At 33.1% G+C, this 20,838-nt stretch carries 19 protein-coding genes; 13 read left to right on the top strand and 6 right to left on the bottom strand.

What is annotated here, in order from left to right; genetic code table 11:
* Window positions 1-106: 106 nt before the first annotated feature.
* Complete coding sequence (locus B5X47_RS07185; RefSeq protein WP_079589494.1) at window positions 107-1,753, top strand: methyl-accepting chemotaxis protein; 1,647 nt, start codon at window positions 107-109, stop codon at window positions 1,751-1,753.
* 173 nt (window positions 1,754-1,926) lie between these two features.
* On the opposite strand, the gene B5X47_RS07180 is transcribed toward B5X47_RS07185, so the two are convergent.
* On the bottom strand, window positions 1,927-3,342 hold the full coding sequence (locus B5X47_RS07180) for a potassium/proton antiporter (protein ID WP_079589493.1): 1,416 nt from the start codon (window positions 3,340-3,342) through the stop codon (window positions 1,927-1,929).
* Window positions 3,343-3,984: 642 nt separating this feature from the next.
* On the opposite strand from B5X47_RS07180, the gene B5X47_RS07170 reads away from it, so the two are divergent.
* The 3 genes from B5X47_RS07170 to arsA are packed head-to-tail and all read left to right on the top strand — an operon-like array spanning window position 3,985 to window position 6,399.
* Window positions 3,985-4,332 (top strand): ArsR/SmtB family transcription factor, encoded by a 348-nt coding sequence (locus B5X47_RS07170; protein WP_242951021.1) that lies wholly within the window; start codon window positions 3,985-3,987, stop codon window positions 4,330-4,332.
* Window positions 4,333-4,358: 26 nt separating this feature from the next.
* The gene (gene arsD / locus B5X47_RS07165) at window positions 4,359-4,676 is read left to right on the top strand and encodes an arsenite efflux transporter metallochaperone ArsD (protein ID WP_079589491.1); all 318 of its coding nucleotides are present in this window, start codon (window positions 4,359-4,361) and stop codon (window positions 4,674-4,676) included.
* Complete coding sequence (gene arsA, locus B5X47_RS07160; RefSeq protein ID WP_079589490.1) at window positions 4,663-6,399, top strand: arsenical pump-driving ATPase; 1,737 nt, start codon at window positions 4,663-4,665, stop codon at window positions 6,397-6,399. Before arsD ends, arsA begins: the two co-directional genes overlap by 14 nt.
* Before the next feature lie 115 nt (window positions 6,400-6,514).
* Here arsA and B5X47_RS07155 read toward each other — a convergent pair whose 3' ends face one another.
* The 5 genes from B5X47_RS07155 to B5X47_RS07135 form a co-directional block, all read right to left on the bottom strand.
* On the bottom strand, window positions 6,515-6,742 hold the full coding sequence (locus tag B5X47_RS07155) for a thioredoxin family protein (protein WP_013360981.1): 228 nt from the start codon (window positions 6,740-6,742) through the stop codon (window positions 6,515-6,517).
* A gap of 94 nt (window positions 6,743-6,836) precedes the next feature.
* On the bottom strand, window positions 6,837-7,841 hold the full coding sequence (locus B5X47_RS07150; RefSeq protein ID WP_079589489.1) for a permease: 1,005 nt from the start codon (window positions 7,839-7,841) through the stop codon (window positions 6,837-6,839).
* Between the two features lie 25 nt (window positions 7,842-7,866).
* Window positions 7,867-8,217: an ArsR/SmtB family transcription factor gene (locus B5X47_RS07145; RefSeq protein ID WP_079589488.1), complete on the bottom strand. Its 351-nt coding sequence runs from the start codon at window positions 8,215-8,217 to the stop codon at window positions 7,867-7,869.
* Window positions 8,218-8,479: 262 nt separating this feature from the next.
* Window positions 8,480-9,016 carry a permease gene (locus tag B5X47_RS07140; RefSeq protein WP_079589487.1) on the bottom strand — a complete coding sequence of 179 codons (537 nt, stop codon included), beginning with the start codon at window positions 9,014-9,016 and terminating at the stop codon, window positions 8,480-8,482.
* A complete protein-coding gene (locus B5X47_RS07135; protein ID WP_013360985.1) occupies window positions 9,013-9,495 on the bottom strand; it encodes a permease in 483 nt (160 codons plus the stop codon). The genes B5X47_RS07140 and B5X47_RS07135 overlap by 4 nt, the downstream gene beginning before the upstream one ends.
* 287 nt (window positions 9,496-9,782) lie before the next feature.
* Here B5X47_RS07135 and B5X47_RS07130 point away from each other — a divergent pair, with 287 nt between their 5' ends.
* The 9 genes from B5X47_RS07130 to xylB all read left to right on the top strand — a co-directional run bounded on the left by B5X47_RS07130 (window position 9,783) and on the right by xylB (window position 20,740).
* On the top strand, window positions 9,783-10,091 hold the full coding sequence (locus B5X47_RS07130; protein WP_330395751.1) for an ArsR/SmtB family transcription factor: 309 nt from the start codon (window positions 9,783-9,785) through the stop codon (window positions 10,089-10,091).
* A 60-nt stretch (window positions 10,092-10,151) separates the two neighbouring features.
* Window positions 10,152-11,198: an ACR3 family arsenite efflux transporter gene (gene arsB, locus B5X47_RS07125; RefSeq protein WP_079589485.1), complete on the top strand. Its 1,047-nt coding sequence runs from the start codon at window positions 10,152-10,154 to the stop codon at window positions 11,196-11,198.
* 243 nt (window positions 11,199-11,441) lie between these two features.
* Window positions 11,442-13,457 (top strand): sensor domain-containing protein, encoded by a 2,016-nt coding sequence (locus B5X47_RS07120; protein ID WP_079589484.1) that lies wholly within the window; start codon window positions 11,442-11,444, stop codon window positions 13,455-13,457.
* Window positions 13,458-13,523: 66 nt separating this feature from the next.
* Window positions 13,524-14,567 (top strand): LacI family DNA-binding transcriptional regulator, encoded by a 1,044-nt coding sequence (locus tag B5X47_RS07115; RefSeq protein WP_242951020.1) that lies wholly within the window; start codon window positions 13,524-13,526, stop codon window positions 14,565-14,567.
* Window positions 14,568-14,584: 17 nt separating this feature from the next.
* Window positions 14,585-16,075 (top strand): sugar ABC transporter ATP-binding protein, encoded by a 1,491-nt coding sequence (locus B5X47_RS07110; protein WP_079589483.1) that lies wholly within the window; start codon window positions 14,585-14,587, stop codon window positions 16,073-16,075.
* Between the two features lie 15 nt (window positions 16,076-16,090).
* Entirely contained in the window at window positions 16,091-17,089 is a 999-nt protein-coding gene (locus B5X47_RS07105) for an ABC transporter permease (RefSeq protein ID WP_330395750.1), read from the top strand.
* Between the two features lie 57 nt (window positions 17,090-17,146).
* Window positions 17,147-18,142, top strand: a complete 996-nt coding sequence (locus tag B5X47_RS07100; RefSeq protein ID WP_079589482.1) for a sugar ABC transporter substrate-binding protein — start codon at window positions 17,147-17,149, stop codon at window positions 18,140-18,142.
* A gap of 66 nt (window positions 18,143-18,208) precedes the next feature.
* The gene (locus B5X47_RS07095; RefSeq protein WP_079589481.1) at window positions 18,209-19,249 is read left to right on the top strand and encodes an NAD(P)-dependent alcohol dehydrogenase; all 1,041 of its coding nucleotides are present in this window, start codon (window positions 18,209-18,211) and stop codon (window positions 19,247-19,249) included.
* Window positions 19,250-19,270: 21 nt separating this feature from the next.
* Window positions 19,271-20,740 (top strand): xylulokinase, encoded by a 1,470-nt coding sequence (xylB, locus tag B5X47_RS07090; protein ID WP_079589480.1) that lies wholly within the window; start codon window positions 19,271-19,273, stop codon window positions 20,738-20,740.
* Window positions 20,741-20,838 lie beyond the last annotated feature (98 nt).

Raw genomic sequence — 20,838 nt, 5'->3', positions numbered from 1 at the left:
TTTTTTGATTAATTTGTTTGGAAACTATACTCAAAGGGTATAAAATTTCTTGTGCATATAAAAAGCATAACAGTTTATATACATCATAATTATTTAGGAGGCAATCATGAAAATAAAAAACAAATTAATACTTAATTTTGGAATATTGATTTTAGTATCAGTTATAATTGTTGGCATAAATATCACTACATTCAAAACTATGGAAAGTGACTCAAGCTTCGTAAATCAAGCGGGAAGCTTAAGAGCGATGAACTACAAAATGACTGAGCTAGCAAATCAAACAGTGTACAGAGATAGCTCTAAAGCAAAGTCGGATTTAGAAGAAACTATGGCTAATTTTGAAAAAACCTTAAGTGATGTAAGCAGTGGCAATAAGGAATTGATGCTTAAAAAACCAACAAATGAAGCTACTGCAGCAGGATTAGAGCAAATTAATTCTAGATGGAGCAAGGAGTTCAGGCCAGCTATAGAAAATATTATCAAAGCCTCAAGTGAAGCCGACATGGAATTTATTAATTCAAATGTAGATAGCTATGTTTCACAAATAAGTGAAATCGTTAATGACTACTCAAGATATTCTCATGAAAAAGTTGTAAAAGCTCAAATGATGAATTTTGCTTTAGTTGTTATAGCATTAATAATTGGAGTGCTTGCACTTGTTATATTAAATAGAGGAATAGTTAGTCCCATAAAACAGCTAAGCAAGGACTTAAGAGCTTTATCAGAAGGCAATGGAGATTTGACAAAGAGAATAGAGGTAAAATCAAAAGATGAAGTAGGAGAAATGACTATTTATTTCAATACTTTTATCGAAAATATCCACAATATAGTCAAAGATATCTCTAATATATCTGGAGTATTATCGAGCAATATGGAAACTATAAGTAATACTACAGAGGAGCTTACAAAATCAACTGAGATGATAGCAATGTCATCAATGGATGTAGCTGAAGGCTCTATGCTTCAAAATACTAAACTAGAAGATTTAAATGAGTTAGTAGTTAAGATTCAAAGTAATATAGAAAATGTATCAAGTAGAGCTCAGGAAACTTTAAAATCATCAGAAGAGTCTCAAAAATATGTTATGTTTGGAGATAAGCAAGTAGAAATTCAGTCAAGAGAGCTTGCTGATTTTATAAGCTCTATAAAAGATGCTTCTGTAACCGTAGAGGAATTAAATAAATCCTCTGAAGAAATAAAAGCTATGGTTGACTTAATTCATAGCGTTTCATCCCAAACAAATCTGCTTGCACTTAATGCATCTATAGAAGCGGCAAGGGCAGGAGAAGCAGGAAGAGGCTTTGCAGTTGTTGCAGATGAGATAAGAAAGCTAGCAGAAGAGACTTCTAGCTCAGCGCAAAAGATAAGTACAATCGTGGATAACATAGGAGATAGGACAATTAATGTTAAAACATCAATGGATCAGCTAGTGGATAGAACCAAGGTTCAGGAAAAGTCTATGGAAACCTTAAAAGCGAAATTAAAGGATATATTAACTAGAGCTAAAAGAACTGTAGAAGAGTCAAATTCCATAATGGATATTTCATCAGAAGTGAAAAGTGAATTCAATAGTATTACAATGTCGGCATCTGAGATAAAGGATGTAGCAGTTCAAAATTCATCAAGCACACAAGATGTAGCCTCTGCAGTTGAAGAGCAAACCGCATCCTTCCAAGAAGTGTCGTCAAACATCAATTCTATCAATGATATGGCACACGACTTAACGAACATAGTATCTAGATTTAAGATATAGAAATCCAATATAACTTGAAAAATAATACAAGTATCTAGCTGAAGCTCAGATAAGATACTAGAAATAATTAAAACCACTAGTATTAAGGACTCCCCAAAACTGTATAGTCTAAGTGAAATTAGATTATATACATAGAGAGGAGCCTTAAACTCTAGTGGTTTTTTTAGATAATATTAGCTTGGAAGACTTTCAAAATTGTTGCTACTTAGAACCATGATATCTCCTGGCTGAATTTCAGTAAAGCCTTTTGGAGTAATTACAGTTTTCTTTCTTTTTATTATAACTACAAGGATATCTTCAGGGATATTTGCTTCCATTATAGTTTTCCAAGCCCAAGGATGGTCATTTTCAATTTTATATTCAATTAATTTTGTGTATACCTCATCTTGATAATCGTTAAAGGTTTTGTATACAGAAACAGATTGCTCTACTAAATCCAATTTTTTCGCTATAAAAGGAATTAAAGTGCCTTGAATCAATATTGAGACCAAGCATATGAAAAATACCATGTTAAAAATAGTATTTGCAAATGGAAGATTACTAGTAAGAGCATAAGTTGCAAACACAATAGAGGCAGCTCCTCTTAAGCCTACCCATGAAACGAGAAGCTGTTGCTTTATTGGGACTTTAAACCAGGATAAAACACTAAAAACAGCTATAGGCCTTGCGATTAATACTAGAAATATTGAAACTAAAAATCCTTCAAAAAAAACTGGTGGAAGCTGAGATGGAAATACCAATAGCCCTAAAGTAAAGAACAGAATAATCTGCATAAGCCAAGACATTCCATCAAAAAAATGCACCAAGCTTCTTTTATGAATTAGGGTAGTGTTTCCCATGATTATTCCAATAACGTAAACACATAGAAGACCATTTCCAGAAAGAAGCTCACTTAAAGCGTAGCCTGTGAGCACTATACCGATTGTAAATATAGGATATAGCCCTTCAATAGAAATTTTAATTCTGTTAAAAACAAATACTGCTACTATAGAAACGGCAACTCCTACAGCAAGCCCAAAGAAAATTTGTTTTGATAGCAGCTCAATTACTGAAATCTGACCACTACTTTTCATAAACGCAAGGACAATTATCGTGAGCATGTAGGACATAGGGTCGTTACTGCCACTTTCCATTTCGAGCATGGAAGCAAGTCCGCCTTTGAGATTTAGGTTTTTGGAACGCAAAATTGAAAATACTGAGGCTGCATCAGTAGACGAAATGACTGCTCCTAAAAGCATTCCTTCCATCAATGATGTTTTGAAAATTATGGTAGCAAAGGCTCCGACTAAAAATGCTGTGATTGCAACACCAAAGGTCGCAAGTAAAATAGATTGAGCAGCTACAGGCTTACCAGTTTTCCAGTTAAAACCAAATCCTCCATAAAACATTATAAAGACTAAGCTTAAAGTTGATAGCTGCTGAGCTATTTCATAGTTGTCAAAGTAAATTCCACCGATTCCGTCTGAACCTAAAAGCATACCAAGACTTATAAAAATAAGTAGGGTGGGAATTCCAAATCTGTATAATAGTTTGCTTGATAGCACACTTATGATGAGTAAAATACCTGAAAAAAGTAACGCATTTATCATTAAATTACCTCCTAAATATAGTTTTACTATAAATTAGGAAGTAAACCTTTGTAATTACTTTGATAAAACACCATATTTGTTATTTTCCGAAGCTTAAAATATATATAGGAAAAATATATATTATACTGAAAAAATTGCATCTTAATCTTACTTAATAATATGGATTCTAAAATCATGAAAAGAAAAATAGCTGTATAGGTATCTAAAGGTTTATAAAGACTAAGCATAGTATTTGATACAGCAATATATGTGTTTGATGACCTTAGCTCATTAAATTCAGTGGTTTTCTCAGAAAAAGGTTTTAGATAATCTCTAGAAATTTCTGGGGCAGAAATATGAAAGATGCAAATAAATATGAGAATAGCAATGAAGATAAATTTAGTCTTAGTGTTCATGGAGTTTTTCAATAAGCATCTCTCCTTTCGCTTTGCATATAAATTTTAGACTATCTGTCTATTTATATTATATAGCAAAACCTTTGGGATATGAACTTTAAATTCAATAATCTGAAGTAAATTAAGTTAAAACGAAAGGCAAATAAATGTTTGTAACTCATTATTATAAAGAGTTAGCTACTGTATTTACAAAATGTATTTATGATGGTAGTCTGTATATGAGTATATATGAATATAAGAATATGAGGTGAAAATTATAAAGAGCGTAGATATTTTTAAAGCCCTAGCTGATGAAAATAGACTTAGAATTATTAGCTTACTACTGACTAAAGAATTGTGTGTATGTGAGATTGAAGCTTCTCTTGAGATGTCACAATCAAATGTTTCAAGACACCTAACAAAGCTCAAAACTTCTGGAATAGTAGATTCAAGAAAAGACTCCCAGTGGGTGTACTACAAAATAAGTGAAAATTTTAGAGATAATAATATGGAGCTAATTAATTATTTAATAGCGACCTTTCGAAATGAAAGCCTACTTATTGATGATATAGCTAGATTACAAAAATTAGATTCTAGAGAATTTATTTGCAAATAAAACCATAATAAAAGGAGAGATAAACCATGAAAAAGATGAATATATATGAACCTGCTATGTGCTGCCCGACAGGTGTGTGCGGAGTAGGTGTTGATCCAGAACTACTTAGAATATCTACAGTGCTTAATAATTTAGAAAAAAAGGGAATTGAAATTGGAAGATTTAACCTTTCAAACAACCCTGGAGAATTTATGCTGAATATGGAGCTAAATAAACTTATAATGGACAAAGGGATGGATATACTACCAGTTACTATCTTAGATGGAAAGATTGTTAAAACAGGTGGATACCCTACAAATGAAGAATTTATTGCTTTATTGGAGCTGAGCGATGATGTACTTTAATCCTTTAGACATGAATATCAGCAAGTATTTATTTTTTACAGGAAAAGGCGGCGTAGGAAAAACATCAACAGCCTGCGCTGTAGCTGTGAATTTAGCAGATTCAGGCAAGAAGGTACTACTTATAAGTACAGACCCAGCATCAAATCTTCAAGATGTATTTGGAAGGGCTTTGACAAATAAAGCTACTGAGATTCCAGAGGTACCAAATTTATTTGTTGCTAACTTAGATCCAATAGCTGCAGCTTTAGAATACAAGGAAAGTGTAATTGGACCGTATAGAGGAAAGCTTCCTGAGGTTATGATTCAAAATATGGAGGAACAGTTATCCGGCTCTTGTACTGTAGAGATAGCAGCATTTAATGAGTTTTCAAATTTTATAACGGATAAGGAAGCAAAATTATACTATGACCATATCATTTTTGATACTGCACCTACAGGACATACACTTAGAATGCTTCAGCTTCCATCAGCTTGGACTGATTTTATAGCTGAAAATACTCATGGAGCCTCTTGTTTGGGTCAGCTATCGGGGCTAGAGGACAAGAAAAATATATATAAGCAGGCAGTAGAAACTTTGTCTGATTCCAATATTACTACTTTAATTTTAGTTTCTAGACCAGAAAAATCTCCACTAGATGAAGCAAGCAGAGCTTCTAATGAACTACTGGAGTTAGGTGTGAGTAATCAGATAATGGTAATTAATGGAGTACTAGAAAGTCATGATGATGATATATCAAAAAGTCTATTTGATAAACAGCAATCAGCTATAAAACAAATGCCTGAAGCTTTAAATAATATAAAAAAATATATGATTCCTTTAAGGAGTTATAATATTACCGGAATAGATAATATTAGAAAATTTTTGACAGAAGACTCCTATGTTATAGAAGCAAGTGAGTTACAGGGTAAAATACCTAAGAAACTTCAAGATGTTATAGATAAGCTTTACGCCACAAATAAAAAAGTTATCTTTACTATGGGAAAGGGTGGGGTAGGAAAAACCACTATAGCAGCTGCGATAGCAATTGGACTAGCTAGTAAAGGAAAAAAGGTTCACCTGACAACAACAGATCCAGCAGCTCATTTAAGACATGTAATTGATGAAATGGATAATATAAGACTAAGTCATATAGATGAAGAGGAACAGCTAGAAAAATATAAAGAAGATGTTCTTTCAAAAGTAAGGGGAAGTATATCTGAAAGCGATCTTGCTTATATTGAGGAGGATTTACGTTCACCTTGTACCCAGGAGATAGCAGTTTTTAGAGCTTTTGCTCAGATAGTAGACAATGACCAGGATGAAATTGTTGTCATAGATACAGCTCCTACAGGGCATACATTGCTACTGCTTGATTCTACTCAGAGCTATCATAGAGAAATAGAACGCTCACAAGGAGATATTCCAGAATCAGTAAAAAAACTACTTCCTAAACTTAGAAATCATGAGGATACAGAGGTACTTATTGTAACTCTTGCAGAGATGACTCCGGTATATGAAGCTGAAAGACTTGAAACAGACCTTAAAAGAGCAGGAATATCGGCTAATTGGTGGATAATTAACTCATCAATGTATGCAGCAAATACTACAAATACCATTCTTAAAGCTAAAGCAAGCAATGAAATAAAGTGGATAAATCATATTGGAAAGCATTCTGACGGAAACTATGCACTTATAAAATGGACAGATGAAGACTTAAAAGATGAAAACTTGAAAACTCTTTAATAGAGTAAATCAAATCCAATTTGTTTATAGCTCATAAATCTGTGATATAAAGATATTCAGTAATTTCAAAATTAAAAAATGGATGTAGAGGAATCAACCTCTAGCATCCATTTTTTTATAGATATTTTTTCACATCTTCAGCAGATAAAACTCTTCCTGATGATTTTACTACTTCATCAACTACTAGCGCAGGAGTTTTCATAACACCATAAGCCATGATTTCTTGAAAATCTTCTACCTTTTCAATAGTAGCCTCCAGCCCAAGCTCTTTTACTGCCTGCTGAGCACTTTGCTCTAGCTTCTTACAATTTGCACATCCAGATCCAAGTATTTTAATTACCATAAAAAATACCTCCTCATAATAATAATTATATTTTGAAATTTAAACAGTACTCTTTAAGAAAAGAGCCATATTTTGAATATTAGAGTTGATACTACTAAAGTAGTAGATATCCAAACGCATTAAACGTGTAGCCTATTATAAGTATTCCAGTAGTTACTATTCCTGCAAAAATAACTAAAAGCTTAGTTTTAACTACTTTTTTAAGAAGTATCATAGATGGAAGAGATAGTGCAGTAACAGCCATCATAAACGAAAGAGCTGTTCCTATTCCTACACCTTTTGAAACTAATGCCTCAGCTATAGGAAGGGTTCCAAATATATCTGCATACATAGGTACTCCTACTGCTGTAGCTAGTAAAACTGAATACCATTTATCCTGACCTAGTAAAGCGGAAATGACATTTTCAGGAATCCAGTTATGAATAGCGGCTCCTATTCCTACACCTATAATGATATATAACCAAACCTTTTTTATTATATCTATAACTTGCTCTTTAGAAAAATCAATTCTATCTTTAGTAGTCATTTCTTCTAGCTCAATTTCTCTTAGCTTGTTGCCATAAACAAAGGGTTCTACATATTTCTCTAGTTTAAACTTGCTTATTAAGCTTCCTCCAATAACTGCAAGAATAAGTCCAACAACAACATAAGCGATAGCGATTCTCCAGTTGAATATACTAGCGAGTAGAAGAACAGAAGCTAAATCTACCAAAGGTGAAGATATCAAAAATGAAAATGTAACTCCTATAGGGAGCCCTGCACTTGTAAAGCCAATGAACAGCGGGATAGAAGAACAAGAGCAAAATGGAGTAACTGTTCCAAGGAGTGCACCTAGTATATTAGCAGTGATTCCGTCAAATCTACCTAATATTTTCCTAGTTCTTTCTGGAGGGAAAAAGCTTTGAATATATGAAATTGTAAATATAAGTACAGATAGAAGAATGAATATTTTTATTACATCATAAATAAAAAAATGTATACTTCCTCCTAGTTGTGTATCTATGTCTAGCTTGAATGCTTTGTTTACAAAAAGCTCTACCAAATCATAAAGCCAGACCATTTTTAACAGCTGATTGTTAAGCCATTGAAAAACAATCATTAAATTATCTCCCCTCTAAATAAGATTATAAAACTGGGTTACAGCATTGATTGAGATAGATATCTTTATCTGAAAGTCTTGATTTATCAAGTACTAGTTGAGGATATAGTTCAATAGTTTCTGCTATATCGTCTAGTAATTTTATAAATACTTTATTATCTAAGTTTAAAGAGTAAAAAACAAACTTTTCCTTTCTAGTATCCTTTACTAAATTTAAATCTCTTAGCTTAGAAAGATTCTTCGAAATAGTAGGCTGAGATAGTTCAAGTATTCCAGTTAATTGACATACACAGAGCTCTTGATGATATAGCATCATTATTATTCTTAGCCTTGATTCATCAGATAAAAGTTTAAATAAATTAATAAGTTGGTTCATGAAAATCTCCTTTACAATAAGAACAATGCCTATTAGAACAATAAAGCTTATTAATTAATCTAAGGAATGTAATCTTATTCGCAATAAAAAATATGTACATATTCTCATATAAGAATATGTACATATTAAATCTAAAATATTACTTTGTCAATAATAAGTTTCTGTATAGATTATGGATTTTAAAAAAGTAAAAGATAATTATGCTATTATTAAAAAAATATCATACAATTACTAAAGAAATATCATACAATTTGTTGTTACATTATATTGATTCGTGTGCTTTTTTATAAATTTCATTGATTTCATCTTGAGGGACTATTTTAGATAGTATGGTAGCTATGATTATGATTCCAGGGATATTAATAAGGAATCTCGTCAAGGCAAACTTAGGACCTAGAGATGTTATTTCAAATAAAATAAGTGGAATTTTTGTTGTAGACCAGGCTCCTATGAATATGAGTATGTTTTTTAGTGACACACCTTTTTTCATAAATACTGCAGCTACAGGAAAGGCACCATAAAGTGGGCCAGCAGCAGCTGAGCCTATAAACATTGCCAAAAGAATTCCTTTAAGGCCAGAGCCCTCTCCCATGAATTTTGTCATAGTTTCCTTTGGAACCCACACATCGAGAAGTCCTAGTAATAAGAAAATAGGTGGTATTACTTGAAGCATTTCCTTTAATGAAAAGCTAGTTATACCTATGATTTCTTTACCTAATGATTTATTAATAAAAGTCAATATAAGTACAGCAAGAAGTACGATTAAAAAAGCTCTGTATCTTTTTAATATAGGTATCATAAGTTAGTCACCACCATTCCTACAACAATTGCAACAATAAAAGAAAACATAAAAGCGAGCACATTTCTAGTGTAAGAAATTTTCTTGCCAAAATACTTAACTTCAACTGGTAATGTTACAATTCCAACCATCATAAGTGTAGATACAAAAGCAGCTATTTGCATGTAGCCAGCTCCACCCTTTAAAAGAAGAGCAGCAGTAGGAAAAGCAACGAATCCAGGAATAAGTGTAATCGCTCCTATAATGGAAGCTAATATAACTCCAAACCACCCTGAACTTTCACCTAGCAAGCTAGAAATTAATTCATGATCTACTACTGCTAGAAGTACTCCTATCAGAAGCATTATTACAAGTAATTCTGGAAGTATGTTTTCAAATGACTTCCAAGCTTTTTTTAGTGCCTTTTTTGTTTTTGATTTGTCCTTTAAGTATGAAGCAGCTAGCAGTATGATAGCTAAAGAATATAAGATTATATTCATTCAAGTCTCCTTTCTGTCTTCTAGTAATAATATACTAAAATGATATATTTATATATTGCAATATATAGATGATACAGTTTGGATAAATATATGTCAATAAAAATAAATTTCAGAATAAAAACTTGTCTTAGAAATTAGTAACCATAATACGCTTATAATTCGAGATTTTTTAGATAGAATTATTATTTGTTAACATTAGGATAATAGATATGGTTTATTGTTGATTTAATATCAAGCCTATGTTATTATATATATCGATAGATATCGATATGAAGGAGAGAAATAAATTGGATTATGAAAGCAATGCTAGACTATTTAAAGCGTTTTGTGATGAGAATAGACTGAGAATTATAGACCTTTTAAAAGATGGAGAAAAATGTGCGTGTACACTTCAAGATGAACTCACTATTGTTCAGTCGACATTGTCTCACCACATGAAAATTTTAATTGAGAGTAAAGTAGTAGAGGCAAGAAAAGACAAGAAGTGGACCTACTATTCTTTATCTGATAGCGGAAGTGAGCTTGCAAAGAATACTCTTAGTGAGATTCTTACTAAAAGTGAAAATTACAGTAGTTTTTGCATATGTGAGGATTAATATTTAAGATATTGATATTACATACAAAATATTATTATTTAATAAGAAGGAGTGAGGGATATGAGTAAACAAAAGTTAGAGGGTATCAGTTTTTTTGAGAGATATCTTACCATTTGGGTAGCACTTTGTATGGTTATAGGTGTTTTAATTGGGAAGTTTATACCTGCTATACCAGCATTTTTAGGTAAATTTGAATATGCAAATGTTTCAATTCCTATTGCTGTTTTAATATGGCTTATGATTTATCCGATGATGATGAAAGTAGATTTTCACAGTGTTAAGAATGTAGGTAAAAATCCAAAAGGGCTTTATGTTACATGGATTACAAACTGGCTTATAAAACCATTTACTATGTTTGCTATTGCATCATTTTTCTTTTATAAAGTATTTTCAGGTTTTATTTCTCCAGAGCTAGCAAGAGATTATTTGGCAGGGGCTGTGTTACTAGGGGCGGCGCCTTGTACTGCGATGGTTTTTGTATGGAGCCATCTTACTAAAGGCAACCCAGCCTACACAGTAGTTCAAGTAGCGACAAATGATCTTATTATATTGGCAGCATTTACACCTATCGTTGCATTTTTGCTTGGAATAGGTGGGATAAGTATACCATGGGATACTTTGATTCTATCTGTTGTACTCTTTGTGGTAGTGCCACTTACAGCAGGGGTAATTACTAGAAATGTAATTACTAAAAATAAAGGAGTAGAGTATTTTGAAAAGAATTTTATACCTAAGTTTAGCAATATCACAATTGGAGGCTTGCTTTTAACCTTAGTTATCATTTTCTCTTTCCAAGGCCATGTTATTTTAGAAAATCCACTCCACATTTTATTAATTGCCATACCACTTACAATCCAGACCTTTTTCATTTTCTTCGTAGCATATATAGCAGCAAAGCTTCTTAAACTGCCGCATAATGTTGCAGCACCAGCTGGAATGATAGGAGCATCTAACTTTTTCGAGCTTGCAGTAGCAGTAGCTATAGCACTTTTTGGAACTACTAGTCCAGTAGCACTTGCAACTATTGTAGGAGTTTTGGTTGAGGTTCCAGTAATGCTCATATTAGTAAAAATAGCTAATAACACTAAAGCTTGGTTCGAGTCATAATCTGAACAATTAATATATCAATAGTAAAAATAAGCACTTACTATTTTGATGTAAATTCTTTAATTCGAAAATGGAATTAGGGGTTAATATCAATTTGTGGTTGCTTATTTTTTATGCACAAATTTAAATGATAATTAATTAAAATTGTTTTGTAACTATTGATTTGATTATAATTTGATTAATGTGGTATTGTATTGATAGAGTGTTTAAAGGATAAATTAATTTGAAGCTTGGGGGAGTATTATGGACAAAAAAGATTACGATATATCAAACTTAGCAATCTCAGAAGCTGATACTATTAAAGAAAAATCACCTTGGAAAACAATTGTGATATATATGATTTTGGGATTTTTGTGGATATTATTTTCAGATAGGTTTGTAGATATTTTTGCTGATAGCCATGAAACATATAAATTAATGCAGTCCTACAAAGGAGTATTTTATGTAGTTGTCACAGCTGTGATATTGTTTTATTTAATCAAATATGACTACTCGAAGATAATGAAGCTTACAAATGATGTTTCTGAAAAAAATGAAGAGCTTGTCAGTTTTTCAGAGGAATTAATAGCTATGGATGAAGATTTACAGCAAAAGATTGAATCATTAAATACTGCTATGAAAAGCATAAACGAGCAAAAACAGTTTACTGATGATATATTCCAAAACAGCAACACCTGTATTGTTACCTGGGGACTTGACGGTGAAGTTCTAGATATAAACAATCATTTTACTGAGCTTATGGGATATGATAGACAAGATATCATAGGTAAGAAATGGTACGAAATTTTACTTCCTGAAGAACAAAAATATAAGTATTATGAGCTGACTTCGAAGCTTGAATCAGATAGAAAGGTTCAAAACTACGAAAATAAAGCCTTGGCAAAGGATGGGCGTATATTTGATATGCTTTGGAATAATGCCATGATTTACAATCCTCAAGATGATTTGACAATAGTAGTTTCATTTGGGATTGACCTTACTATGCAAAAGCAAAATGAGAGAAGGATATATGAGCTTGCTTATAATGATAAATTAACTGGATTTAAAAACTTAATTGCTTTTGAAAATGATATAAATTCTAAAATTAATAAAAAAACAAGCTTTACTTTATATTATCTAGATATGGATAATTTCAAGCATCTTAATGAAATACATGGACATAAATGTGGAGATATGTTTTTAAAGGATTATGCTTCGAGATTGCTTACTATTTTCGATAGAACAAATGTATACAGATGGTGTGGAGATGAGTTTGTAATCATTGAAGAGGATACAAATGATATCAATATAACCAAGAGAATAGATGAAATAGCATTGCTTACAAAGAATATATGGAAGTATAAAAATGTTGAGTACTATCCATCTGTAAGTATAGGAATAACTAAGTTCCCTGAGGATGCTGAAAATTTAGAGGGCTTGAAAAAGAACATGGATATGGCTCTATATAAAGCAAAATCGAGTGGAAAATCCTTAGCCGTAGCCTATCATTCAGACTTTCAAAAGGATATAGAAAAAAAGCTGGATTTAGAAAACACAATAACTCAGGCACTTATAAATGAAAGCTTTAGGCTAGTATTTCAACCTATTTACAGCATTAAGACAGGAAAAATAATTTCGATAGAGGCTTTAATCAGATGCAAAAGCTTGAATATAAATATAGGAGAAATGATTAATATAGCTGAGGAAAGTGGTCAGATTCTCCAAATAGACAGATGGGTAGTTAAAAAAGCCTTTGAAATTATGAAAAATGAATTAGATAAATACGACATTCTGCTGTCTATCAACCTTTCAGCTAAAAGTATAGCTTCACCAGATTTAATAGATTATTTAAGCAATATAACAAAAGAATACAATATAAATCCAATCAAAATAGAGTTTGAGCTTACTGAGCATTCCTTGATTTTCGATATTGATTGGAGTAAAGAGGTAATAGGTAAGCTAAAGCATCTAGGCTTTGGGATTGCACTTGATGATTTTGGAACGAGATATTCATCACTTAATTATCTTAGTACCATTCCTTTTGATTCTTTAAAAATTGACAAATCATATATAGACAAAATAGTTGATACAGATAAAAGCAGGGTGATAGTAGAGCAAATTATTGATTTATCACATAATTTGGGGCTTACTACTGTAGCTGAAGGAATCGAAGAAAATGAGCAGCTTGATATATTAAAAAAGCTAGACTGCGATTATGGACAAGGATATTTACTTGATAAACCATTGGAATTAGAAGATTTAATCATAAAAATAAATTAATTTGTATAATAGCATCTAAACGTTTGACAACGTTTTCTTAAGATGCTATTATATTTTTAAAGATGTGTGAAACATGTTTCACACATATCAAAAAAGAAACTAGGGGATATGATGGCAAACATAAGAGAAATAGCAAAAAGAGCAGGAATAGGTATTGCTACAGTGTCTAGATACTTCAATGATTCTGGTTATGTAAGCGAAGAGTCGAGAGAGAAAATAAGAAAAGCTGTGGAAGAATTAGATTATACACCTAACGCACTGGCTAGAGCTATATTCAAAAAGAATACTAAAATCATAGGACTTATGATTCCAAATATTACAAACCCTTTCTTCAATCAAATGGTTTCTGAAATGGAAAAGCTTTTTAGGAAGCAAAACTATACCATAATTCTTTGCAATACAGATGATGACAAAGAAAAAGAGCAGTTTCATATTGAAACGCTAAGGAGCTATAGGGTAGCTGGAATTGTAGCTATGCGTACAATGACACCTGAGTCCTACAGAAATATCGATATACCAGTTATAGCTTTTGAAAATCAAATATCACCTGAGCATATTACAGTAGCATCTGATAACTATAAGGGTGGTATGGCTGCATTTAAACATCTGTATGATGGTGGATGCCGAAAGATTCTTCATATACAAGGTCCAGAGGTTTTTATCGCAACTACCGAAAGATTAAGAGGCTTTATAGAAGCATCCAAGAAGAAAAAGGATGCACTTGTAGATGTAGTCAAGCTAGAGACAGACTTTCATATTAAGAGCTTGGAGCCAGCCATTGAGAATATAAAAAATATAACTGATTATGATGGCATATTTGTATTCAACGATATCTCTGCAGCAGTGGTTATGAAGCATCTGCATGACTTAGGAGTAAGGATACCAGAGCAAACTCAAATAATAGGATTCGACAACAGCTTCCTAGGTGAGCTATTACTTCCATCACTTACGACTATAGATCAGCCTATAAAGCAGCTTGGAAAAATAACTACTGATTTAATGATAAGACTCATAAATGGCGAGGAAATTGACCAAAAAGAGTATTATCTAAAAACGACTGTTATAAAGAGGAGTTCAACTCTTGGAAAAATAGCAACTTCAAAGGAATAAAAGAAAGGGCGAGGAAGATGAGCCAAGCAGTAAAGCTAGAAGTAAAAGGCATAACCAAAACCTTTCCTGGAGTCAAGGCTTTGGATAATGTAAGCTTCTCCGTAAAAAAAGGAACTGTACATGTTCTTTGTGGAGAAAACGGAGCAGGAAAGTCAACGCTTATGAAAATCATAAACGGAATATATAAACCTGACTCTGGAGAGATAGTTATCGATGGAAAACCAGTTAATGTAAAAAATCCTATCGATGCAAGAAAACATGGGATAAGTATGATTTTTCAGGAATTAAACTATATACCAGAAATGACAATTGAGGAAAGCTTTTTTGTAGGAAGCTGGCCTGTAGACTCAATAAAAAAAGTCGATTGGAAATCCATCAAAAAGAAAACTGATGATTTGCTAAAACGTGAGGGCTTAGCTTACAATTCTAAAACAAAGCTTAAGGATTTATCAGTATCAGATGTACAGATGCTAGAGATTTTAAAGGCGATATCTTATGATTCGGATATAATCATCATGGATGAGCCTACATCAGCTATAACAAACAAAGAGGTTAGGACTCTTTTTGGAAAAATTAAAGAGTTAAAGGAAAGAGGAGCTTGCATCATCTATATATCTCACAAAATGGAAGAGATATTTGAGATTGCAGATGAAATCACTGTATTTAGAGATGGTAAGGTTATAGATTCCAGACCAGTTGAAGCTTATGATTTGAATTTAGTAATCTCTCAGATGGTAGGAAGAGAAATAAGCGATTCATATCCGAAACAAGATTTAGAAATTGGAGAAACAGCCTTAGAGGTAAAAAATCTTTCAAGTAAAGGTAGCTTTAAGGATGTAAATTTTGCAGTTAAGCGTGGAGAAATTATAGGCTTTGCAGGGCTTATGGGAGCAGGAAGAACAGAAGTAATGAGGGCTTTGTTTGGACTTGATAAATACGACAGCGGAGAGATATTAATCAACAATGTGCCTGTGAGGATTCATTCTCCACAAGACAGTGTAAAGCATAAGATTGCAATGCTTTCTGAGGATAGAAGAAGATTTGGTATAGTGCCAGTTAGAAGTGTAAAAGAAAACGCTTCTTTATCTAATCTAAAGAGGTTTATTTACAAAGGTAGACTTCATAAATCGGAGGAAAACGCTGTTATAGGGGAGTATTTCAAAAAAATGAATGTAAAGACTCCGACTATGGATACGACAATTGATGTTCTAAGCGGAGGAAACCAACAAAAGGTTATTTTGGCAAAGTGGATGGTAACTAATCCAGATATTTTAATACTAGATGAACCTACTAGAGGAATAGATGTAGGTGCAAAATATGAAATTTACGAACTTATAACCAAATTGGCATCAGAGGGAAGAGCTCTAATATTGATTTCATCAGAGCTTCCTGAGCTCATTGGTATGTGTGATAGAGTTTATGTTATGTCAAAAGGACAGATTAAAGGCGAGCTTTCAGCTGGAGATATAACACAAGAAAAAATAATGTATCTTGCGACACAAAATTAATAAGGAGGTGTTAAGGTGAGTAATAAAGCAAAAGGAAAAATTAATCCAGATATGCTGAGCAAATATGGAATATATCTTGTATTGTTAGTTTTATTTGTAGTCAGCTGGATGGCAAATGAAAACTTCATGACAAAATCAAATCTCACCAATGTTTCTGTTCAGATAGCAGTAGGCACAATTCTAGCATTTGGACAAACTATTTTAATCATTTCGGGAATGTTGGATCTTTCATCAGCATCAGTTTTAGCTTTAGCAGGGGTTTTATCAATCTCAGCCTACTTATCGACAGGCTCGTTGTTTATAGGTTTTTTGGTAGCAATTTTAGTAAGTGTTGCCTGCAACGTTTTAAATGGACTTATGGTAACAAAATTCAAGACACCACCATTTATAGCAACACTGGCTATGATGACAATGGCAAGAGGTGCAGCACTTTTATATACTAAAGGGCAAAATATTTATCAGATTAAGGACTATACGATATTTGGACAAGGTAATCTAATGGGAATTCCTATTCCTATAATATTTTTAGTATTAACTCTTATCATCACTTGGTACATTTTAAATCATACGGTTTTCGGACGTTCTATTTATGCAATAGGTGGAAATGAAGAAGCAGCAAATGCTTCAGGCATCAACGTTGATAGAGTAAAAATGAAAGCATTTATATTTAATGGAATTTTAGTAGGTCTTGCAGGAGTTATCTTTATGTCTAGGGTAAATGGCGGACTTCCTAATGGAGCTGTAGGTTACGAATTTAAAGCCTTAACTGCTGCTGTCATAGGTGGAACTAGTTTCTCTGGTGGAGTTGGAACAGCATTTGGAACTTTAGCAGGAGCTTTTATAGTAGGCTTCCTTGATAATATCATGGTTATGGTTGGTCTAGACTCATATCTTCAGCAGATAGTAAGAGGTGCAATCATAGCTCTTGCAGTTATCTATGATATTTGGTCAAAATCAAAAGGCAAAAGCAAGAAACTAATTATGGTAGAAGAAACAAAGGAAAAAGTCAGCTGATTTTAGAATGAGCATTCATTTTAAAATATATTATTTTAATTTAAGGAGGGTTTTGTTATGAAAAAATGGTTATCAATGTTTTTTGCTGTAGCACTTCTTGCAGCATCTGTAACAGGTTGTAGTTCACCAGCGCCAACTACTGAAGCACCAGAGGGCTCTGAGGCTCCAGCAGATGGAAAGTACAAAGTTGCTTATGTAGCTAGAGCTCAAGCAGATTCATTTGCAGCGTGGCTAGCTAATGCAGTAAAAGAAGAATCTGAGAAATATGACAACATGACTGTTGATATCTTCGACGGACAAGCATCAGACGATACTGAGAACTCACTTATCGAAAACGCTATCGCAAACAAGTATGACCTTATTATCATTCAGCCAAATAATGGAGAAGCACAAAGATCATATGCAGAAAAAGCTATAGCTGCAGGAATCAAAGTTATAACAACTAATGCAAGAATTTCTGGAATTGAAGGAGCTTCTTCAGTTGACGCAGACCCATACAAGCAAGCTCAAGTAAATGCAGAGCTAGCAGTAGAAAAAGTACCTCAAAATGCTAATGTAGTTATACTTAAGGGGCCTCCAGGAAACTTCCACGCTGATGAGAGATATAAATCATGGCAAAAAGAGTTTTTTGAAAAAAGACCTGACGTTACTATAGTTGGAGAAGAGATTGCTAACTGGAATAAAGACGAAGCTATGACATACATGGAAACATGGATGCAAGCTAATAAGAAAATTGACGCTATAATATCTATGAATGATAATATGGCAGCAGGTGCATTAGAAGCAGTTAAAGATAAACCTGAATTTGCTGAAATTCAAGCTTACGGAGTAGATGGAACAGCTGAAGCATGCCTACTTATTAAAGATGGCAAAATGACTTCTACAAGTCTTCAAAGTGCTTATGATTTAGCAACTGCATTAATGGATACAAGCAATAAATTACTTACTGGAGAAGAGACACAAATAGATATGGATATAGATTGTCCACTTATAACACCTGATAACGTTGATCAATATATTGAAATGCACAAAAAAGCAGGCGCAATTAACTAGTATTAAATGGATAACAGGTTTTCCTGTTATCCATTCCTTTATAACTGTCAGAAAAGAGGAATGTATATGGAAAATAAAGCGATATTTATGCACGGAACAAATGACATGATTTGGAAAGAAATTCCTGTTCCTGAAATAGGGGAAGAGGATGTATTGATAAAGGTGGAAGCAGTTGGAATATGTGGTTCAGATATGCACTATTATCAGCATGGTAAAATAGGAAGCTTTATTGTAGATGGGGACTTCATACTTGGACACGAAGCAGCAGGAAAAGTAGTTGAGGTTGGAGCAAAGGTTAAGGATTTAAAAGTTGGAGATAGAGTTGCTATGGAGCCAGGAGTAACCTGTGGAAAATGTGAATTTTGCGTTACTGGCAAGTACAATCTATGCCCAGATGTGGAATTCTTCGCCACACCTCCATATCATGGAGTATTTGCAAATTATGTAAAGCACCCAGCTTCTAAATGCTTCAAGCTTCCTGAACATGTCAGCTCAATTGAAGGAGCTTTAGTAGAGCCTTTAAACGTAGGGCTTCATGCGGCTAATCAAGGAAATGTAAAATTAGGAGATACTGTTGTAGTGTTTGGAACAGGCTGTATAGGTCTTTGCTCGCTACTAGCTTCAAAAGCTATGGGAGCATCTCAGATTATAGTTGTAGATATTTTGCAAAATAGATTGGATAAAGCCAAAGAATTAGGAGCTACTCATGTAATTAATGCAAAGAATGAAGATGTAGTAGCTAAGGTAATGGAGCTTACAAATAATCTTGGAGCTGAAGTTGTGATTGAAACTGCTGGCTCTGAAATTACATTAAAACAGACAGTAGACGTTTTAAAACCAGCTGGAACTATTGTATCTGTTGGGATGACTCCAAAGGATTCAATTGAATTTAATTTTATGAAACTACAATCAAAAGAAGGAACTATTAAAAGCGTATTTAGATACAGAAATTTATATCCTACAGGTATTAATGCTATTGCAAGTGGCTCTATAAAAATAGCTGATATTGTAAGTCATAAGTTTGACTTTGAAAAAACAAAGGAAGCATTTGATTATGTAGCAGAAAATCCAGGAGAGGTTGTCAAAGCAGTAATAGTGATGCAGTAGAAGGGAAAGAAGGGGTTATTAATGTATTATATTGGTATTGACATAGGAACTTCATCTGTAAAGGTTCTAGCAATAGATGAAGCAGGAAAGATAGTAAAAACAGTTTCGAGAGAATACCCTATTTCATATCCTTTTCCATTGTGGTCAGAGCAAAATCCCAATGACTGGTGGGAGCAAAGTAAGCTAGCACTAAAAGACATTTTAGAATATATTGATAAAGATAAGGTTAAATCAATTGGTTTTAGTGGACAGATGCATGGATTAGTAATCCTAGATAGTGAAGATAAGGTAATTAGACCAGCTATTTTGTGGAATGACCAAAGGACTGAGTCAGAGTGCAGATTTTTAAATAATGAGATAGGAAAAGACAAGCTTTTAAGCTGGACAGCAAATATAGCTCTAAATGGATTTACTGCTCCAAAGGTGCTTTGGGTAAAACAAAACGAACCGGATAACTTCAAGAAAATAGCTAAAATATGTCTCCCTAAGGACTATATAGCATATAAGCTATCAGGTGAATTTGCTACAGATTACTCAGATGCATCAGGGACTCTTTATTTAGATGTAAAAAATAAAAAGTGGTCTGATGATATGATGAGGATTTTGGATATTGACGAAAATAAATTGCCGAAATTATATGATTCTTTTTCTGCAATAGGAACTATAAAAAAAGATATAGCAACTGAACTTGGTCTTCCAGCTGAGGTAAAAATTGTAATAGGTGGAGGGGATCAGGCCGTAGCTGCAGTAGGTGGAGGAATAGTAGAGAATCATCATTGCTCTATATCACTAGGCACCTCAGGAGCTGTATTTGCTACTTCGGATGAGTTTGTAATGGAAGATGAAGGCAAGCTTCATGTATTTTGCGATGCTAGAGGAAAGTATCATGTAATGGGAGTTACTTTGTCTGCAGCAGCTTCTCTCAAATGGTATGTAGAGGATTTTTTAAAAGCCTCATCCTATGATGAAGTTTTAACTGAAGTAGAAAAAAGCGATATAAACGAAAATATATATTATCTTCCTTATTTATCTGGAGAAAGAACACCTCATAATGACCCAGATGCAAAGGCTACCTTCCTAGGAATGACAGTAAGACATGAGAGAAAAGATATGACAAGAGCTCTTCTTGAAGGGGTATGCTATTCACTTAGGGATTGCTATGAGCTAATGCATGAGGTAGGCATAAACCCTAAGGAAATAATAATAAACGGTGGCGGAGCTAAAAATGATTTTTGGTGCCAAATGTTAGCAGATGTACTTCATACTAAAATCAAAAAATTGGATATAAATGAAGGACCAGCTCTTGGAGCTGCAATTCTAGCATCAGTAGGAGATGGCAAGTACAGCTCAGTTTCAAATGCTTGTCAGGATATAATTAAGACAACTAAAGAATTTACCCCAGATGAAGTATCAAGTAAAATTTACTCTGAGAAATACAAAAAATATAAAAGCTTATATCCAATGCTAAAAGATTTTTTTTCTAGCTTATAGATTTTAATATAGCTACTTAATTGATTTTGATTGAGATATAGTTAAACTAGCTGATTTTATAGCTAAAAAAATTATTTTTAAACTAAAAAGCGAGTGGA

The organism is Acetoanaerobium noterae, assembly GCF_900168025.1.
GTDB lineage: Bacteria > Bacillota > Clostridia > Peptostreptococcales > Filifactoraceae > Acetoanaerobium > Acetoanaerobium noterae.
This window is presented reverse-complemented; position numbering and strand designations above follow the sequence as displayed.

Excerpts from the sequence above, each read along its gene's own strand:
- B5X47_RS07145 (WP_079589488.1), bottom strand. The coding sequence starts at position 8,217 with ATGAACCAACTTATTAATTTATTTAAACTTTTATCTGATGAATCAAGG.
- B5X47_RS07140 (WP_079589487.1), bottom strand. The coding sequence starts at position 9,016 with ATGATACCTATATTAAAAAGATACAGAGCTTTTTTAATCGTACTTCTT.
- B5X47_RS07155 (WP_013360981.1), bottom strand. The coding sequence starts at position 6,742 with ATGGTAATTAAAATACTTGGATCTGGATGTGCAAATTGTAAGAAGCTA.
- B5X47_RS07180 (WP_079589493.1), bottom strand. The coding sequence starts at position 3,342 with ATGATAAATGCGTTACTTTTTTCAGGTATTTTACTCATCATAAGTGTG.
- B5X47_RS07135 (WP_013360985.1), bottom strand. The coding sequence starts at position 9,495 with ATGAATATAATCTTATATTCTTTAGCTATCATACTGCTAGCTGCTTCA.
- arsB (WP_079589485.1), top strand. The coding sequence starts at position 10,152 with ATGAGTAAACAAAAGTTAGAGGGTATCAGTTTTTTTGAGAGATATCTT.
- arsA (WP_079589490.1), top strand. The coding sequence starts at position 4,663 with ATGATGTACTTTAATCCTTTAGACATGAATATCAGCAAGTATTTATTT.
- B5X47_RS07100 (WP_079589482.1), top strand. The coding sequence starts at position 17,147 with ATGAAAAAATGGTTATCAATGTTTTTTGCTGTAGCACTTCTTGCAGCA.
- B5X47_RS07185 (WP_079589494.1), top strand. The coding sequence starts at position 107 with ATGAAAATAAAAAACAAATTAATACTTAATTTTGGAATATTGATTTTA.
- B5X47_RS07150 (WP_079589489.1), bottom strand. The coding sequence starts at position 7,841 with ATGATTGTTTTTCAATGGCTTAACAATCAGCTGTTAAAAATGGTCTGG.
- xylB (WP_079589480.1), top strand. The coding sequence starts at position 19,271 with ATGTATTATATTGGTATTGACATAGGAACTTCATCTGTAAAGGTTCTA.
- arsD (WP_079589491.1), top strand. The coding sequence starts at position 4,359 with ATGAAAAAGATGAATATATATGAACCTGCTATGTGCTGCCCGACAGGT.
- B5X47_RS07095 (WP_079589481.1), top strand. The coding sequence starts at position 18,209 with ATGGAAAATAAAGCGATATTTATGCACGGAACAAATGACATGATTTGG.
- B5X47_RS07110 (WP_079589483.1), top strand. The coding sequence starts at position 14,585 with ATGAGCCAAGCAGTAAAGCTAGAAGTAAAAGGCATAACCAAAACCTTT.
- B5X47_RS07120 (WP_079589484.1), top strand. The coding sequence starts at position 11,442 with ATGGACAAAAAAGATTACGATATATCAAACTTAGCAATCTCAGAAGCT.